We start from the raw sequence: 16,500 nt of genomic DNA on the forward strand, positions 1-16,500 counted from the left end.
AGTTATAGAGAGTCGAATTCCATCAGGGGCGACTAAAACTTCATCACCAACATGCCGATCAACACCAACCCACAGGCCAAGAGCCGGGGTCTGCCGAAAGGTTCTTTCAGATAGCGCATACCGAACAGCACCACCAGAATCACACTGATCTCGCGCAACGCCGCCGCTTCGGCAATCGAGCCGAGCTGCATCGCCCACAACACCAGAGCGTAACTGAACAGTACGCAAAACCCGACCGCCAAGCCCAACCGCCACTGCTCACGCCAGAACAGCATGAACGCCGGGCGTTTACTCACCAGCGCCAACAGCGGAAACGGCCAGGCGCTGAACAAGGTGACCCACACCAGGTAATCCAGCGGATGAGACCAGCGCCGCAGGGCCTGACCATCGATGAAGGTGTAACACCCGATGCAAAACCCGATCAGCGCCACCACCGGTAACATCGACCACGGCAGACGCACCCCGCCACCGCCCTGCCAGAGCAGGCACAACATGCCGAACGGGATCAGCAAAATTCCGAAAATCTGCTGAGCCGTCAGCACTTCCCCGGCGAAGATCAGCGTCAGTGCCAGCACCACCAACGGCGACAGGCCGCGCATCAAGGGATAGACCAGACCGAGATCGCCCACCCGATAGGCCTGGATCAACAGGTAGCGATAGAGCAACTCGAATGCCGCTGACGCGAGAATCCATGGCCACATCTCCAGTGGCGGCAGCGCCACGAAGGGCAGCATCAGTACGACAAACAGCAGGGCCACGCTGTCCATGCAGGCCACCACCAATAGCCGCTCCGCACTGAATTTGATCAGGGTATTCCACGCCGCGTGCAACAGCGCCGCCACCAACACCAGAACCGTCGCAAGCACAGCACACTCCTTATTTTGCCCCTCCCTCCCCCGTACATCACGGGGCAGAGAATTGATTCGCCATATGTCCGCAGCTGTTTATACTGCAAGCGACCACGCCGCACTCAGTTGCGCACAGACTAATTCCAATAACTCCTGCCTCTGCCCGCTCTCAACGAGAACGGTCGTCGGCCTGCGTATGCCTGATCAAAGCGTCAAGACTACCGACAGAGACCTTGCGCATGCCACTCGCCTTGCTTGCATTAGCTGTTGCCGCCTTCGGCATCGGCACCACTGAATTCGTCATCATGGGCTTGCTGCCCGATGTCGCCCGCGACCTCGCCGTGAGCATTCCTCACGCGGGCCTGCTCATCACCGGTTACGCCCTGGGCGTGGTGTTCGGCGCGCCGATCCTCGCGGTCGGTACCGCCAACATGCCGCGCAAAGCCACATTGCTGGGCATGACGCTGATGTTCATTCTCGGCAATATCCTCTGCGCCCTGGCGCCGAACTACGCCACTTTGATGGCCGCGCGGGTGATCACCGCGCTGTGCCATGGTGCGTTCTTCGGCATCGGCTCGGTGGTCGCCGCCGGTTTGGTGGCACCGAACAAACGAGCCCAGGCCATTGCCATGATGTTCACCGGCCTGACGCTGGCCAACGTGCTGGGCGTTCCATTGGGCACCGCGCTCGGGCAGTACGCCGGCTGGCGCTCGACGTTTTGGGCGGTGTCGGTGATTGGTGTGATTGCGGCAATCGCGCAGTGGGTTTGGCTGCCCAAGGAAATCCCCATGGACAAAGCCAACCTGGCCAGCGAGTTCAAAGTGCTGGGCAAGGTCAACGTGCTGCTGGCGCTGGGCATGAGCGTGCTGGCGTCCACCAGTCTGTTCAGCGTGTTCACCTATATCGCGCCGATCCTGCAAGACATCACCGGTGTCAGCCCGCATGGCGTGACGATCATGTTGCTGTTGTTCGGGGTCGGTCTGACGGCGGGCAGCATGCTTGGCGGCCGATTGGCGGACAGTCGTTTGCTGCCTTCTCTGGTGGGCATGGCGCTGGCTGTGGCCGTCGTCCTGGCCGCTTTCAGTCAGACCAGTCACTCGGTGATCCCGGCGGCGATCACGCTGGTGTTGTGGGGCATCTTCGCGTTTGCGCTGTGCCCGATCCTGCAATTGCTGATCATCGATCAGGCTCATGAAGCGCCGAACCTTGGGTCGACGCTGAATCAAAGCGCATTCAATCTCGGCAACGCAGCCGGGGCATGGATCGGCGGGCTGGTGGTGGCCAGTGGCGCGGACCTGGCGGATTTGCCATGGACCGGCGCACTGGTCAGCGGGTTAACGGTACTGACGGCGCTGTTTTTCATTTACCTGCAGCGTCGCAGTGCTGTCACGGTCAATGTGTCCGGCTGACAGAGTCAGTTTTGCCACTGATCATTTTTTGACCTTCTGCGGTTCGGGTTCCTGGTCCCGTTCCGCAGATGTCTTCGGCGGCCCGCTTTCACTGCGAATCTGCGCGTGACTGATCAGCGCGAAGATAAAACTGCCACCGATGATGTTCCCCACCAGCGTGGGACCTGCAAATACCAGCCAGAAATCCTTCCACGGCAACTCGCCGGCAAACACCAGATACGAGACCTCGACCGATCCGACCACGATGTGGGTGAAATCTCCCAGCGCCATGAAATAGGTGATGAGGATGATGATCCACATCTTGGCGCTTTCCATGGACGGGATCATCCAGACCATGGTGGCGATCATCCAGCCGGAGATAATGCCCTTGGCGAACATTTTGCTCGCGTCGTTCTCCATGACCTTGCGCCCGATGTCGAGGAAGGCCAGATCGGTTTTGGTGTCGAAAATCGGCAGGTGCAGCATCACATACGCCACCAGCAAAGTGCCGCAGAGGTTGCCCACCAGCACTACCGACCACAGCCGCAAAAGCCGACCGAAGTTACCCAGCGTAGGCTTGCTCATGATCGGCAGCACGGCAGTCAGGGTGTTCTCGGTGAAGAGTTGCTGACGGGCGAGAATCACCGCGAGAAAACCTGCGCAGTAACCGAAACTGGCGATCACCTTGAAGCCTTCACCGTCCGGCAGACGCGAGTTGAGCAATCCCATGCCCATCAGTGACAAACCCATGGTCAGGCCGGCAGCCAGGGCCGACCACCACAGCGCCGCAACACTACGCTCGAGTTCCTGATCACCTTGGGTGCGAATGATTTCGTGCAGCACCGCCGCGCGCGGTGGCTGGTTCTTGTCGACCTCGCGCTGTTCTTGCGCCGAGAGGTCCGGGGTCTTGCCGTCTTTGGACGTGTCCATAAAGCTCCTGAACCAGTGGCGTGTCGTTTAATTACGACACGCGGGGTTCAGGTCCGTTCTGTAGGAGGTTCGCTTACCCGACGATGTCATCATCCTTGAACTGGTCTTTGACGTACCTGATTTCGGTCCGGCCGTGCGGCGCGGGCAGGCCGTCTTCGCCCAGGTTCACGAAAACCATTTTCTCCACCGTCAGGATGCTCTTGCGGGTGATCTTGTTGCGCACTTCGCAGGTCAGCGTGATCGAGGTGCGACCGAACTCGGTGGCGGTGATGCCCAGTTCGATGATGTCGCCCTGGCGCGAGGCGCTGACGAAGTTGATTTCGGAAATGTACTTGGTGACCACGCGCTGATTGCCCAGCTGGACGATGGCGTAGATCGCTGCTTCTTCGTCGATCCAGCGCAACAGGCTGCCGCCGAACAGCGTGCCGTTGGGGTTGAGGTCTTCGGGTTTTACCCATTTGCGGGTGTGGAAATTCATACTCACTCCTGACCGTCTTGCCGATTGATGCCGGCCATCATGGCAGAGCCCGGACTAGAGCTCTATTACGCATCGACTATGGTCTCGATTACCGTTCGGGCATTGACCTGCAGAAACGCTTTGGAAGTATCGTCTACACAGCTATAATCGCCACCGTTTCAAAACGGTCATCTTCGGTTGCTACCGTTTTCCCGCCACCTGTCCGAGGGGCGCTGCAGCAGGTTCGACCTGTCAGGCTCGGATGGGGCGTTGACTGGCCACGGCCAGACACTAAACGCACAACGGCGCCCATTCGCATACATTACGAATGGAGGCTCATCATGAGCGCTGTTATCACGCCTGTAGATTTTAACGATTACAAAGTCGCCGACATGTCCCTGGCTGCCTGGGGCCGTCGCGAAACCATCATCGCCGAATCCGAAATGCCAGCCCTGATGGGCCTGCGCCGCAAATACTCCGCCGAGCAACCGCTCAAAGGCGCGAAGATTCTCGGCTGCATCCACATGACCATTCAGACTGCCGTGCTGATCGAAACCCTGGTTGCCCTGGGTGCCGAAGTGCGTTGGTCGTCCTGCAACATTTTCTCGACTCAAGACCAGGCCGCCGCCGCTATCGCTGCTGCCGGCATCCCGGTTTTCGCCTGGAAAGGCGAGACTGAAGAAGAGTACGAGTGGTGCCTGGAGCAAACCATCCTGAAAGATGGCGCGCCTTGGGATGCCAACATGATCCTCGACGACGGCGGCGACCTGACCGAGTTGCTGCACAAGAAATACCCGGCGATCCTGGACCGTGTCCATGGCGTCACCGAAGAAACCACCACCGGCGTTCACCGTCTGCTGGACATGCTGGCCAAGGGCGAGCTGAAAATCCCGGCCATCAACGTCAACGACTCGGTGACCAAGAGCAAGAACGACAACAAGTACGGCTGCCGTCACAGCCTGAACGACGCGATCAAGCGCGGCACCGACCACCTGCTGTCCGGCAAGCAAGCGCTGGTCATCGGTTACGGTGACGTGGGCAAGGGCTCGGCCCAGTCCCTGCGTCAGGAAGGCATGATCGTTAAAGTCTCCGAAGTCGATCCGATCTGCGCCATGCAAGCCTGCATGGACGGTTTCGAACTGGTTTCGCCGTTCATCGACGGTATCAACAACGGTACCGAAGCGAGCATCGACAAAGCACTGCTGGGCAAGATCGACCTGATCGTGACCACCACCGGCAACGTCAATGTTTGCGACGCAAACATGCTCAAAGCCCTGAAGAAGCGCGCTGTTGTCTGCAACATCGGCCACTTCGACAACGAAATCGACACTGCTTTCATGCGCAAGAACTGGGCATGGGAAGAAGTGAAGCCACAGGTTCACAAGGTTCACCGTACCGGCCCGGGCGCATTCGATGCCCAGAACGACGACTACCTGATCCTGCTGGCCGAAGGCCGTCTGGTTAACCTGGGTAACGCCACTGGCCACCCAAGCCGCATCATGGACGGCTCGTTCGCCAACCAGGTTCTGGCGCAGATCTTCCTGTTCGGCCAGAAGTACGCCGACCTGTCGCCAGCCCAGAAAGCCGAGCGCCTGACCGTTGAAGTACTGCCGAAGAAACTCGACGAAGAAGTGGCCCTGGAAATGGTCCGCGGTTTCGGTGGCGTGGTCACTCAACTGACCAAGCAACAGGCTGACTACATCGGCGTGACCGTCGAAGGCCCGTTCAAGCCGCACGCTTACCGCTACTGATCGGTCCTGCTGCCTGCTTCCCTTGTGGGAGCGGGCTTGCTCGCGAAGGCGGTTTAGCATTCAACATTAATGTCGTCTGTCCCACCGCCTTCGCGAGCAAGCTCGCTCCCACATTGGGATGTGCAAGCGTCCGGCTTATGTGTTTCCAAGGATATGACCATGTCCCAAGACCGTCGCTACAGCTTCGAGTTCTTCCCTACGAAGACCGATGCTGGGCATGAAAAACTGATCGCCACTGCCCGTCAGCTGGCGACCTACAACCCTGACTTCTTCTCCTGCACCTACGGCGCTGGCGGTTCGACCCGTGATCGCACCCTCAACACCGTGTTGCAGCTTGAAAGCGAAGTCAAAGTCCCTGCCGCGCCGCATCTGTCTTGCGTGGGCGACAGCAAGGCCGACCTGCGCGGCCTGCTGAGCCAGTACAAGGCAGCCGGCATCCAGCGAATCGTTGCGCTTCGCGGTGACCTGCCCTCGGGCATGGGCATGGCCAGCGGCGAGATGCGTCACGCCAATGACCTGGTTGAATTCATTCGTGAAGAAACCGGCGATCATTTCCACATTGAAGTCGCCGCCTACCCGGAAATGCATCCGCAAGCGCGCAACTTCGAAGACGATCTCAACAACTTCGTGCGCAAGGCTAACGCCGGCGCCAACAGTGCGATCACCCAGTACTTCTTCAACGCCGACAGCTACTTCTACTTCGTCGAGCGTGTACGGGCGAAGGGCGTGAACATTCCGATCGTGCCGGGGATCATGCCGATCACCAACTACAGCAAGCTGGCGCGTTTTTCCGATGCTTGCGGTGCGGAAATTCCGCGCTGGATCCGCAAACAACTGGAAGCCTACGGCGACGACACCCAAAGCATTCAAGGCTTTGGTGAGCACGTCATCACCGAAATGTGCGAACGCCTGCTGCAGGGTGGCGCGCCAGGGCTGCATTTCTACACGCTGAACCAGGCTGAGCCGAGCCTGGCGGTGTGGAATAACCTGAAGTTGCCGCGTTAAGAACAAAGCAAAAGCAAAGGCAAGATCAAAAGATCGCAGCCTTCGGCAGCGCCTGTGGACGCTGTCAAAGGCTGCGATCTTTTGCTTTCCGGCGCCCTTTTATTGTGCAGTCATATCCTGAGATAGAGCTTCTGGATCCGGTTTCTGGCTCTTTATGATTTCTCGTCGTAATCTCAAGCCATGCCCCTGATCGCTCAGTTACTCACCGTGCTTCTGTTCACTTGCCTGAGCCTCACCGCTCGGGGCGAGAAGTTGCGTATTGTCACCGAACCCTGGGCACCTTACGTGTACGAGGAAAACGGCAAATCCCTGGGGCTCGACTACGAAACCACGGCCATCGTCTTCAAACGCCTCGGGATCGACGTGGAGTGGCAGTTCCTGCCATGGAAACGCTGCCTGTCGATGCTTGAGCAAGGCCAGGCGGATGGCGCGCTGGATATTTTCCACAGCGACGAACGCGACGCGACTCTGCTCTACCCCAGCGAACCGCTCTCGCAAGTCGAGTTCGTGATGTTCTACGCTAACGAGCGACCGCATCCGTTTCGCACCCTGGACGATCTGAAAGGCCTGACCATCGGCACCTCGCCGGGCTACCTGTACAGCAAGGACTTCAGCGAATCGACACTATTCACCCGGGAGCCGGCACCCACCCATGAAGCGAACTTCGGCAAACTGGTGCGCGGCCGCATCGACCTGCTGATCACCGATCGCCGGGTCGGCCAGCATTTGCTCGATCAACTGAATATCCGCGACAAGATCACCGAGAATCCGATCATCATCAGCCAGCAAAGCCAGTTTCTGGCGGTACGCCGCAATGCCGGGATGGATTTATTGGTGCAGCGATTCGGTGCCGAGCTCAAACGTTTCAAGCGCGAGCCGGCCTATGCTGAACTGAGCGCCCGCTATGGCGCCGGCCCAGCCACCGATGCGCAGGCCCCCAGCGCCACCACAACCGGCGGAAAAACCGTTGAGCAGCAGGAAAGCGGCGCGCAGTGATTGCTCTGTTATACTCCGGCCTTCCCGCCAGGCTCACGCCCGGACGCTCGGACTTGTTCAAGGCATCTCGATCCCGCTACAGCGCAGCTTTTCAGCCCGCGCGAGCGCTCCAGACGAGCCTTCGAGGCCCAGCAGGACCGGACGGGATTGCGTCCTCTTAAACGCCATTCGCGCCAGGCAAGACTCCCATTGGGCCAAGCCCTAACTAAAACAGGATTACTCATGTCCTTTGCTTCCCTCGGTCTCTCCGAGGCTTTAGTCCGCGCCATCGAGGCAGCGGGCTATACCGAGCCTACTCCGGTGCAACAGCGGGCCATTCCCGCCGTGTTGCAAGGTCGCGACCTGATGGTTGCGGCACAGACAGGTACTGGTAAAACCGGCGGCTTCGCCCTTCCGATTCTGGAGCGGTTGTTTCCCAACGGTCACCCGGACAAATCCCAGCGTCACGGCCCGCGCCAACCGCGCGTACTGGTCCTGACCCCAACCCGCGAACTCGCGGCCCAGGTACACGAAAGCTTCAAGGTCTATGCCCGTGACCTGAAGTTCGTCAGCGCCTGCATCTTCGGCGGCGTCGGCATGAACCCACAGGTTCAGGCCATGTCCCGCGGTGTCGACGTGCTGGTGGCCTGTCCCGGTCGCCTGCTCGACCTCGCCGGCCAAGGCAGTGTCGACCTGTCCCACGTGGAAATCCTCGTGCTGGACGAAGCCGACCGGATGCTCGACATGGGCTTTGTCCATGACGTGAAAAAGGTCCTCGCCCGTCTGCCGAGCAAACGCCAGAACCTGCTGTTCTCGGCGACCTTCTCCAAAGACATCACCGACCTCGCCGGCAAGTTGCTGCACAACCCGGAACGCATCGAAGTCACGCCACCGAACACCACGGTCGAGCGCATCGAACAGCGCGTATTCCGTCTGCCGGCCAACCACAAGCGTTCACTGCTGGCGCACCTGATCACCGCAGGCGCCTGGGAACAGGTGCTGGTGTTCACCCGCACCAAGCACGGCGCCAACCGCCTGGCCGAGTACCTGGACAAGCACGGCCTCACCGCCGTCGCAATCCACGGCAATAAGAGCCAGAACGCCCGCACCAAAGCCCTGGCCGACTTCAAGGCCGGTGAAGTGCGCATCCTGGTCGCCACCGACATCGCCGCTCGCGGCCTGGACATCGACCAGTTGCCTCACGTGGTCAACTTCGAACTGCCGAACGTCGACGAAGATTACGTGCACCGTATCGGTCGTACTGGTCGTGCCGGTCGTTCGGGCGAGGCGATCTCGCTGGTCGCTCCGGACGAAGAAAAGCTGCTGAAAAGCATCGAGCGCATGACCAAGCAGAAAATCGCCGACGGCGACCTGATGGGCTTCGATTCCAGCGCTGTGGAAGCCGAGAAACCTGAAGTTCGCGAGCGTCCGGATGTGCGTAACCCGCGCAACCCACGTGGCCCGCGCGGCGACGGCCCGAACGGCAGCGGTGGTGGTGGCGGTCGCAAAGACAAAGGCAAGGACAAAGGCGGCAAGGAAAAACCTGCCGCTGGCCGTGGCGAGCGCCCGGCGCGTGAACACAAGCCACGCGAAGGCACCCCGGCCCGCGAACAACAGCGCCCGGCCCCTCGCGCCGCCGCCGACCGTGCTCCGGACGAGTTCCTGGACGACGATATCGATAACTTCGGTAACCGCGTCGACTACGTGCCTCAAGCCAAACCGGCTCAGGGCCGTGGCCGCCGTCCGGGCGCTCCGGCACAAGGCGCAGGCGCAAGTGCTCCGCGCACCGGTCAGCCACAAGGTCGCCAGAACGGTCCGCGCAACAGCAGCGGCGCAACCACCGGCACGCCACCGGCCAAGCGCAGCGGCCCACGCAACGGTGCTCCACGTGACGGCCAGGCCCGTCGCGAAGAGTCCCGCAATCGCCGCCCGGCCCGTGACGAACAACCTCGTTCGGAACCGGCCGTGCAGAACCCGCGGGGCCCGGCACCGAAGATCATTCACAAGGAGTCGAAAAGCGATCGCTTCCCGACACCTGAGCAACTGGATCAACTGCCAGGCCGTCCACGCGGCGAAAAACCAGCGTTGCTGACCCGCAATCGCTGATTTATCGCTGTTATGAAAAATGCCCCGGATCGCAAGATCAGGGGCTTTTTTTTATGCGTCAACGTAACCCTGTAGGAACCAGGCTTGCCGGCGAAGGGGACGATCCGGTTTCTGCGGCGCAGCTGATGACGCCTTCGCGGGCAAGCCTCGCTCATACAGGGTTATGTGTCGATCACAGGAATGGCCTTAATCCACCAGAAACAAAAAACGCCCCGGATCGCGAGATCAGGGGCGTTTTTGTTCAAGCAGCGAATTTCACTTCGCTTTCACACCTTCAAACGTAACGTACAGTTCAACCGCATCGGACGTTGGGCCCAAATCTTTCTGTTTGCCGAAATCGGAACGCTTGATGCTGGTGGTACCTTCGAAGCCGGCACGGTAGCCACCCCATGGATCTTTGCCTTCACCCAGGAAGGTAGCCTTGACGACAACCGGCTTGGTCACGCCGAGGATAGTCAGGTCACCTGTCACGTCGGCAGTGTCTTTACCAGCGGCGTTTTTACCGGTGGATTTAACACTGGTGGAGACGAACTTGGCGTCGGCGAATTTGCCCACGTTCAGGAAGTCACCGCTGGCGATGTGCTTGTCACGTTCGGCGTGGTTAGTGAACACGCTGGCAGTGCGCACATTGAACTCGATCTTGCTGTCTTCAGGCTTGGCGGCGTCGAAGCTGAACTTGCCGTCGATGTCCTTGAAGGTACCGGTGATGTAGCTGTAACCCAGGTGGCTGATCTTGAAGTCAACGAAGGCGTGCTGGCCTTCTTTGTCGACAACGTAATCGGCCGCCATCACGTTAGCCGACAGCAGAGCAGAACCGATTGCCAGAGCGGCGAGCGTCTTTTTCAACATGCTTTCTATTCCTTTGGAGTCGAGGTTGAACATCAGGCTTTGCGTCCCAGCATACGGATGAGGGTCGCATCACGATCGATAAAGTGGTGTTTCAATGCTGCCAACGCATGGAGGCCGGAAAAAATTACCAGCGCCCACGCCAGGTACAAATGAATCACACCCGCGGTGTCTGCCTGGTCCGGTAGTCCGGAAACCAGTGCAGGAACTTCAAACAGGCCAAACACCGGGATCCCGACACCGTCTGCGGTGGAAATCAGGTAACCGGCAATCATCACAGCGAACAGCCCGAGATAGAGGAAGGCGTGGCCGAACACGGCACCAAGACGCGTCATGCGGCTATAACTTTGCAGGGGCGGCGGCGGCGGGCTGATGAAGCGCCACAACACCCGCAGCAACATGACTGCGAACAACACCAGGCCAATGCTCTTGTGCAGATCCGGCGCATCTTTGCGCCAGGAGCTGTAGTAGTCGAGACCAACCATCCACAACCCCAACGCGAACAGGCCGAAGACTGCGAGCGCCACCCCCCAGTGCAAGAAGACGCTGACCCAACCGTAGCGGGAAGAAGAGTTACGTAGCTGCATTGCCAAATCCTGTAAGAACTGCGCCCAAGACTATCGAGTTATCTATCGATTTAAAGCGGAAAATTTCGCTCTGAAATATCGAAAAATACGATCAAGACCTTGAGGTCGGGATGTTAAGAGAGTGTTAACCGGAAGAAAAAACCTACAGACGCTGTCCTATATTCGCTTCCAAAAAGCCTTTACCACTCGTCAGAACTGTCATATCTGACAGTAGCTACCATTCAGGTCATTGATGAACCTGATCTCGGGCGTTTGTCCGAGCGTCTGAACAGGAGTTCTACCATGAGTCACCATTCGAGTTCATCCCCCGTAATTACGCGCAACCTATCCAATTCGATACCCGTAGGGGAAGGACCGCGAGGGATAGCCATCAACGACGATGGATCACGGGTTTTTGTTTGCAATTACATTTCAGGCAATGTGTCAGTCATCGACACCCTGAACAAAAAGGTAATCCGCACCATTGCCGTCGAGCGTTACCCGCAAAGCATCGCTCTTGGCCATCGGGGTAAAAGGGCTTACGTGACCAACTACGGTTCAAGTTCAGTGTCGGTTATTGATACTGAAACATACTCGGTGGGTCACGTTAAGGTGGGAAGACACCCTTGGGGAATCGTCGTAAGTCGAGACGGGAAACATGTTTACGTCACCGTTCGACAAGATAAAGAGTGGCTGGCAATTATTGACACCCGCACTTATGCGGTGAGCAGAGTGTGCGGATTACCCTCTCCCTCCATAAGTGTGGATATCAGCCAGGACGATTCGCGTCTTTATATTTCCAGCACCAACTCCCCTGGCGGCCCTTATCAGGACGCGCTCACAGTCATCAGCAGCAAGACCTTCAAAGTCATCAGCATCATCAAAACCGAACAATATCCGTCAGCGGTTACCGTCAGCCCCGACGGCAGCAAAGTGTATATCGTGGGTATGGACGCTCGAAAACTGACCGTGCTGGACACCCGGTCATCGATAGTCAGGCATTTCGATTTTGTGACGTGCGAAGGGAAAGTAGTATTCGGCGAAAGAAACGCTTATGCCGTGGATCAAACCAGAAAAGAGGTCGTGGAAGTGAGTACCGCCACCTATGAGATTGTTCGCCGGGTTCCAATCCCTGGCGCTTTTGACCCGTATGACATGGTTCTTGATAAACACAACCACGCCTATATCAGCGACTACCAAAAAGACGAAGTACATAGTGTCGATCTAGCCTAGCGTCAAAGCAAAATCAGCAGCGACATACACAAGACGTAAAAAAAGCGCGGCATCACTGCCGCGCTTTTTTTGATTCCAGGACTTACTGCGCCTTGGTTTCAGTCGTCGTCGGGGTCTTCGCAGCAGTACTGACCGCTGGTTTCTTCACCGGCTCAGTCTTTTTTGCCGTCGCCTTGACCGGAGCTTTTTTGGCCTCGGTTTTGGCAGCAGGCTTTTTCACTGGAGCTTTGGCCGGTGCTTTCTTGGCAGGCTCTGCTTTCACCGGTGCCGCAGGCTTCGGCGGCTCAACCGGTGCTGGCGCTGGAGTCGGCGCAAGTACTGGGGCGGGTGCCGGAGCAACCGGGGCCACGGGTGCTGGCGCCTTGGCCGGGGCCGGTTTGTCGTCAGAACCGCCGAACATGTTGCTGAAGAAGTTGCCTTTCTTCGCCACCACTGCACCTGCCGCTGCTGCGGTTGCCGCCGGAACAACTTTCGCCGGCTCAAACGATTTGCCTGCCGCCAGGTCTTCTACCTGACTGGCTGCGCGCTGACCGGTGCGCAATGCGCCTTCCAGAGTGCCTGGGTATAGGGCGTCGGTGTGTTCGCCGGCAAAGGCTACACGTTGCAGCGGGCGTTCCCACAGGCGCCAGTACTTGCTGATCTGGCCCGGGCCGAATGCCAGGTATGCGCCACCCATCGACGGGTCGGTGCTGTAGCGACGGATTTCATAACCGGTGAACGAACCGCGTGCCTGTGGATAAAAGGCGTGCAGACGAATCAGTACCTGATCGACCATCTGCTTGTCGCCGAAGGCCTGCATCACGCGCGCATTGTCGCCGGACAGGTTGATCACCACGTTGGCGCCACCCTTCAGGGCCGGCTCGACCCACAACATGCCCAGGCCGGTGTTGCTGTAGATCTCGCCGGACATGCGCGCCTTGCTTTCCCACACCGGCGTCTTGAACTTCAGCATGATCTGGTCACGCCAGCCGTAGTTGGTGCCTTTGATGGCGCCCAGGTGCTGGGCATCCAGCGCCGGGGTCATCTGGATCTTGTTCAGTGCACGCAACGGCACGGCCAACACGACGTAGTCTGCCTGATAGCCAACACTGCCGACTTTGACGGTCACGCCGTCCTTGTCCTGAGTAATGGCCGAAACCGGGGAGCTGGTCTTGATGGTTTTCAGTTGTTTGACAAAGGCCTGGGCCAGCACCGGGCTGCCGCCAGGCAGGCGTGAGGCACGCAGGTCGCGGTCGGCAACGCCACGGTAGACGCGGTTCTGCTGTGCGAAGTACAGCAGCGACAAGCGCGAAGGTTCGTCATAGCGGGTACGAATCTGCTGATTCACCAACTGACGCGCAGTGGCTGGCAGACTCAAGCGATCGAGCCAGTTGGACACGGTGATCTGGTCCAGGGCAAACAGCGTGCTGTTGGCGGCCGGGTTCTGCGGGTCCTCGATCGAACGCGCCAGATCATCCAGGGTCTTTTCGTAGCGTTTCAGCGCCTCGGCGGTAGCCGGCTGTTTAGTCGCCAGGTCCGCAGCGGTGAAATACACGCCGTCGATCAGGTAGCTCGGGGTCCGCACGAATTCAGGGGCTGGCGTGGTGGTCAGCTTGAATGTCGAGACGTACTTGTTCAGCACCGGTTGGGTCTTCTCGTTGCCGATCCACTCACTGGTGGCCATGCCGGAGCGACCGCCCAACGTCGGTTTGGCTTCCAGCAGAGTGACCTGCCAGCCTTTGTTCTGCAATTCGTACGCCGCGGTGAGGCCCGAAAGCCCGCCGCCGACCACGATCACCGTTTTATCCTTGGCCAGCGCCGAAACGCTGAACAGCCCCAACATCACCAACGCACAGGCGCGCAGCCAACCAGCAGACATTCAGCGAACTCCGGAAATACACGAGGGAAATAGCGGTTTTACGAGTCAGACGACCCAAAGAACCGCGAAGAATACGTCAGCCATCAAAACGCCGCCAGCGACGTCTATCTCCTTATACAAAGTAGCTCAATCGACACAATGGGTTGTCCCGATGACGCGCATTGCATAGGCTTGCGCGATTGTTTGCCCGCGCACCAAGCGAGCCGCCTCGAGGAGACTGAACATGGGCCTGAATAATCAGTGGATGCAACGCGATCTCGCGGTGTTGTGGCATCCCTGCACCCAGATGAAAGACCACGAACAGCTGCCGCTGATCCCGATCAAACGCGGCGAAGGCGTCTGGCTGGAAGACTTCGAAGGCAAACGCTACCTCGACGCAGTCAGCTCCTGGTGGGTCAATGTGTTCGGGCACGCCAACCCGCGGATCAACCAGCGCATCAAGGATCAGGTCGATCAGCTGGAACACGTGATCCTCGCCGGTTTCAGCCATCAGCCGGTAATCGAACTGTCGGAGCGTCTGGTGAAGATGACGCCCGAAGGCCTGACCCGGTGCTTCTATGGCGATAACGGTTCGTCGTGCATCGAAATCGCGCTGAAAATGAGCTTTCACTACTGGCTCAACCGCGGCCAGCCGAACAAGAAGCGCTTCGTCACCCTCACCAACGGTTACCACGGCGAGACCATGGCGGCGATGGCGGTAGGCGACGTGCCGCTGTTCACCGAAACCTACAAAGCCCTGCTGATGGACACCATCAAGGTGCCGAGCCCTGATTGCTACTTGCGCCCCGAGGGCATGAGCTGGGAAGAACACTCGCGCAACATGTTCGCCGCCATGGAGCAGACGCTGGCCGACAACCACGACACCGTGGCCGCCGTGATTCTGGAGCCGCTGATTCAGGGTGCCGGCGGGATGCGCATGTATCACCCGGTGTACCTGAAGTTGCTGCGCGAAGCCTGTGATCGTTATGGCGTGCACCTGATCCATGATGAAATCGCCGTCGGCTTCGGCCGCACCGGAACGATGTTCGCCTGCGAACAGGCCGGTATCCGCCCGGATTTCCTCTGCCTGTCCAAGGCCCTGACCGGCGGTTACTTGCCGTTGGCGGCCTGCCTGACCACCGATGAGGTCTACAGCGCCTTCTACGACGACTACCCGACCCTGCGCGCCTTCCTGCATTCCCACAGCTACACCGGCAATCCGCTGGCGTGCGCGGCGGCATTGGCGACGCTGGATATTTTCGAAGAAGACAACGTCATCGAGAACAACAAGGCCCTGGCCCAGCGCATGGCCACCTCCACTGCGCACCTGGCCGATCACCCGAACGTTGCCGAAGTACGCCAGACCGGCATGGTCCTGGCCATCGAGATGGTCAAGGACAAGGCAAGCAAGACCGCTTATCCGTGGCAGGAACGTCGTGGTTTGAAAGTGTTCCAGCATGCGCTGGAGCGTGGTGCTTTACTGCGGCCTTTGGGCAGCGTGGTGTATTTCCTGCCGCCGTACGTGATTACCCCGGAGCAGATCGATTTTCTGGCCGAGGTGGCCAGCGAAGGCATCGACATCGCCACCCGTGACAGCGTCAGCGTGGCAGTGCCGAAGGACTTTCATCCGGGCTATCGCGATCCGGGCTAGGTTTTTCTCGTTCCCACGCGCAGCAAAGGAATGCAGCTGGGGACGCTCTGCGTCCCAAAAGCGGACGCGGAGCGTCCGGTGAGGCATTCCCACGCAGAGCGTGGGAACGATCAGTTCAGACGAATTACAGAGACCATTGATGAGACTGTCCCGCTTCTTTATCGACACCCCCTTGAGCATCGGCGAACACGATCTGCCGGAAGCCCAGGCCCATTACATCAGCCGCGTGCTGCGCATGGCCGAGGGTGATGCGGTGCAATTGTTCGACGGCTCGGGCCATGAGTTTCGCGGCACGTTGGCGGAAGTCGGCAAGAAACGCGTCGTGGTGAATATCGATGAAAGCTTCGCCGGGCAGGTCGAGTCGTCGCTCGCGGTCCATCTCGGCCAGGGTTTGTCCCGTGGCGAGCGGATGGACTGGGCGATTCAGAAAGCCACCGAACTGGGCGTCAACGAAATCACCCCGATCTTCACTGACCGCTGCGAAGTCCGCCTCAAGGACGAGCGCGCCGACAAACGCCTGATGCACTGGCGTCAGGTGGCGATCAGCGCCTGCGAGCAATGCGGGCGCTCATCGGTGCCGATGATTCATCCGCCGCTGCTGTTGGCCGATTGGCTGAAGCAGACGGAGGCCGAATTGAAGCTGGTGCTGCACCCGGTGGCCGAGCCGCTGGTGAGCCATGCGAAACCGGCGACACTGGCGTTTTTGATTGGCCCGGAAGGCGGGTTGTCCGACGCGGAAGTCGAGCAGGCCAAGGCTGGCGGTTTTCATGCCGCCCGCCTCGGCCCTCGCGTACTGCGCACCGAAACCGCGCCGGTGGTAGCGTTGGCGGTGGCCCAGCAATTGTGGGGCGATTTTTAGGTTTGATCGTTCCCACGCTCTGCGTAGGAATGCAGCCCGGGACGCTCC

General features: G+C 59.2%; 14 protein-coding genes and 1 riboswitch. Of the genes, 8 read left to right on the forward strand and 6 right to left on the reverse strand.

Annotated elements, in window-relative coordinates; translation table 11 throughout:
• Positions 1–32: 32 nt before the first annotated feature.
• Complete coding sequence (locus PSH97_RS26110) at positions 33–866, reverse strand: EamA family transporter (protein WP_305447229.1); 834 nt, start codon at positions 864–866, stop codon at positions 33–35.
• Positions 867–1,087: 221 nt separating this feature from the next.
• Between PSH97_RS26110 and PSH97_RS26115 the strand changes: the two genes are divergently transcribed.
• The gene (locus tag PSH97_RS26115; RefSeq protein ID WP_305447230.1) at positions 1,088–2,257 is read left to right on the forward strand and encodes an MFS transporter; all 1,170 of its coding nucleotides are present in this window, start codon (positions 1,088–1,090) and stop codon (positions 2,255–2,257) included.
• A gap of 21 nt (positions 2,258–2,278) precedes the next feature.
• Here the strand turns inward: PSH97_RS26115 and PSH97_RS26120 are convergent, their stop codons facing one another.
• Together PSH97_RS26120 and PSH97_RS26125 are read right to left on the reverse strand one after the other, a co-directional pair.
• Positions 2,279–3,166 (reverse strand): formate/nitrite transporter family protein, encoded by an 888-nt coding sequence (locus PSH97_RS26120; protein ID WP_305447231.1) that lies wholly within the window; start codon positions 3,164–3,166, stop codon positions 2,279–2,281.
• Between the two features lie 73 nt (positions 3,167–3,239).
• Positions 3,240–3,644 carry an acyl-CoA thioesterase gene (locus tag PSH97_RS26125; protein ID WP_052965028.1) on the reverse strand — a complete coding sequence of 135 codons (405 nt, stop codon included), beginning with the start codon at positions 3,642–3,644 and terminating at the stop codon, positions 3,240–3,242.
• Between the two features lie 198 nt (positions 3,645–3,842).
• Positions 3,843–3,941, forward strand: a riboswitch (S-adenosyl-L-homocysteine riboswitch).
• Positions 3,942–3,964: 23 nt separating this feature from the next.
• Here PSH97_RS26125 and ahcY point away from each other — a divergent pair.
• The 4 genes from ahcY to PSH97_RS26145 all read left to right on the forward strand — a co-directional run bounded on the left by ahcY (position 3,965) and on the right by PSH97_RS26145 (position 9,460).
• Positions 3,965–5,374 carry an adenosylhomocysteinase gene (gene ahcY / locus PSH97_RS26130; protein WP_007898042.1) on the forward strand — a complete coding sequence of 470 codons (1,410 nt, stop codon included), beginning with the start codon at positions 3,965–3,967 and terminating at the stop codon, positions 5,372–5,374.
• Between the two features lie 159 nt (positions 5,375–5,533).
• On the forward strand, positions 5,534–6,379 hold the full coding sequence (gene metF, locus PSH97_RS26135) for a methylenetetrahydrofolate reductase [NAD(P)H] (RefSeq protein ID WP_305447232.1): 846 nt from the start codon (positions 5,534–5,536) through the stop codon (positions 6,377–6,379).
• A 180-nt stretch (positions 6,380–6,559) separates the two neighbouring features.
• On the forward strand, positions 6,560–7,375 hold the full coding sequence (locus PSH97_RS26140) for a substrate-binding periplasmic protein (RefSeq protein ID WP_305447233.1): 816 nt from the start codon (positions 6,560–6,562) through the stop codon (positions 7,373–7,375).
• A gap of 222 nt (positions 7,376–7,597) precedes the next feature.
• The gene (locus PSH97_RS26145; protein ID WP_305447234.1) at positions 7,598–9,460 is read left to right on the forward strand and encodes a DEAD/DEAH box helicase; all 1,863 of its coding nucleotides are present in this window, start codon (positions 7,598–7,600) and stop codon (positions 9,458–9,460) included.
• A 255-nt stretch (positions 9,461–9,715) separates the two neighbouring features.
• Here PSH97_RS26145 and PSH97_RS26150 read toward each other — a convergent pair whose 3' ends face one another.
• Both PSH97_RS26150 and PSH97_RS26155 read right to left on the reverse strand, forming a co-directional pair.
• Positions 9,716–10,309, reverse strand: a complete 594-nt coding sequence (locus PSH97_RS26150) for a YceI family protein (RefSeq protein WP_052965026.1) — start codon at positions 10,307–10,309, stop codon at positions 9,716–9,718.
• A gap of 32 nt (positions 10,310–10,341) precedes the next feature.
• Entirely contained in the window at positions 10,342–10,893 is a 552-nt protein-coding gene (locus PSH97_RS26155; protein ID WP_305447235.1) for a cytochrome b, read from the reverse strand.
• A gap of 282 nt (positions 10,894–11,175) precedes the next feature.
• Here PSH97_RS26155 and PSH97_RS26160 point away from each other — a divergent pair, with 282 nt between their 5' ends.
• Entirely contained in the window at positions 11,176–12,105 is a 930-nt protein-coding gene (locus PSH97_RS26160) for a YncE family protein (RefSeq protein ID WP_305447236.1), read from the forward strand.
• A gap of 82 nt (positions 12,106–12,187) precedes the next feature.
• Here the strand turns inward: PSH97_RS26160 and PSH97_RS26165 are convergent, their stop codons facing one another.
• Positions 12,188–13,963 (reverse strand): flavin monoamine oxidase family protein, encoded by a 1,776-nt coding sequence (locus PSH97_RS26165; protein WP_305447237.1) that lies wholly within the window; start codon positions 13,961–13,963, stop codon positions 12,188–12,190.
• Positions 13,964–14,186: 223 nt separating this feature from the next.
• Here PSH97_RS26165 and PSH97_RS26170 point away from each other — a divergent pair, with 223 nt between their 5' ends.
• Complete coding sequence (locus tag PSH97_RS26170; RefSeq protein ID WP_305447238.1) at positions 14,187–15,593, forward strand: adenosylmethionine--8-amino-7-oxononanoate transaminase; 1,407 nt, start codon at positions 14,187–14,189, stop codon at positions 15,591–15,593.
• 139 nt (positions 15,594–15,732) lie between these two features.
• On the forward strand, positions 15,733–16,452 hold the full coding sequence (locus PSH97_RS26175; RefSeq protein ID WP_305447239.1) for a 16S rRNA (uracil(1498)-N(3))-methyltransferase: 720 nt from the start codon (positions 15,733–15,735) through the stop codon (positions 16,450–16,452).
• Positions 16,453–16,500 lie beyond the last annotated feature (48 nt).

This window comes from Pseudomonas cucumis (assembly GCF_030687935.1).
Classification (GTDB): domain Bacteria; phylum Pseudomonadota; class Gammaproteobacteria; order Pseudomonadales; family Pseudomonadaceae; genus Aquipseudomonas; species Aquipseudomonas cucumis.

What these genes read in the sequence shown, in the direction of transcription:
- PSH97_RS26145 (WP_305447234.1), top strand. Translation starts at nt 7,598, where the DNA reads ATGTCCTTTGCTTCCCTCGGTCTCTCCGAGGCTTTAGTCCGCGCCATC.
- PSH97_RS26175 (WP_305447239.1), top strand. Translation starts at nt 15,733, where the DNA reads ATGAGACTGTCCCGCTTCTTTATCGACACCCCCTTGAGCATCGGCGAA.
- metF (WP_305447232.1), top strand. Translation starts at nt 5,534, where the DNA reads ATGTCCCAAGACCGTCGCTACAGCTTCGAGTTCTTCCCTACGAAGACC.
- ahcY (WP_007898042.1), top strand. Translation starts at nt 3,965, where the DNA reads ATGAGCGCTGTTATCACGCCTGTAGATTTTAACGATTACAAAGTCGCC.
- PSH97_RS26170 (WP_305447238.1), top strand. Translation starts at nt 14,187, where the DNA reads ATGGGCCTGAATAATCAGTGGATGCAACGCGATCTCGCGGTGTTGTGG.
- PSH97_RS26120 (WP_305447231.1), bottom strand. Translation starts at nt 3,166, where the DNA reads ATGGACACGTCCAAAGACGGCAAGACCCCGGACCTCTCGGCGCAAGAA.
- PSH97_RS26165 (WP_305447237.1), bottom strand. Translation starts at nt 13,963, where the DNA reads ATGTCTGCTGGTTGGCTGCGCGCCTGTGCGTTGGTGATGTTGGGGCTG.
- PSH97_RS26140 (WP_305447233.1), top strand. Translation starts at nt 6,560, where the DNA reads ATGCCCCTGATCGCTCAGTTACTCACCGTGCTTCTGTTCACTTGCCTG.
- PSH97_RS26115 (WP_305447230.1), top strand. Translation starts at nt 1,088, where the DNA reads ATGCCACTCGCCTTGCTTGCATTAGCTGTTGCCGCCTTCGGCATCGGC.
- PSH97_RS26160 (WP_305447236.1), top strand. Translation starts at nt 11,176, where the DNA reads ATGAGTCACCATTCGAGTTCATCCCCCGTAATTACGCGCAACCTATCC.
- PSH97_RS26155 (WP_305447235.1), bottom strand. Translation starts at nt 10,893, where the DNA reads ATGCAGCTACGTAACTCTTCTTCCCGCTACGGTTGGGTCAGCGTCTTC.
- PSH97_RS26150 (WP_052965026.1), bottom strand. Translation starts at nt 10,309, where the DNA reads ATGTTGAAAAAGACGCTCGCCGCTCTGGCAATCGGTTCTGCTCTGCTG.
- PSH97_RS26125 (WP_052965028.1), bottom strand. Translation starts at nt 3,644, where the DNA reads ATGAATTTCCACACCCGCAAATGGGTAAAACCCGAAGACCTCAACCCC.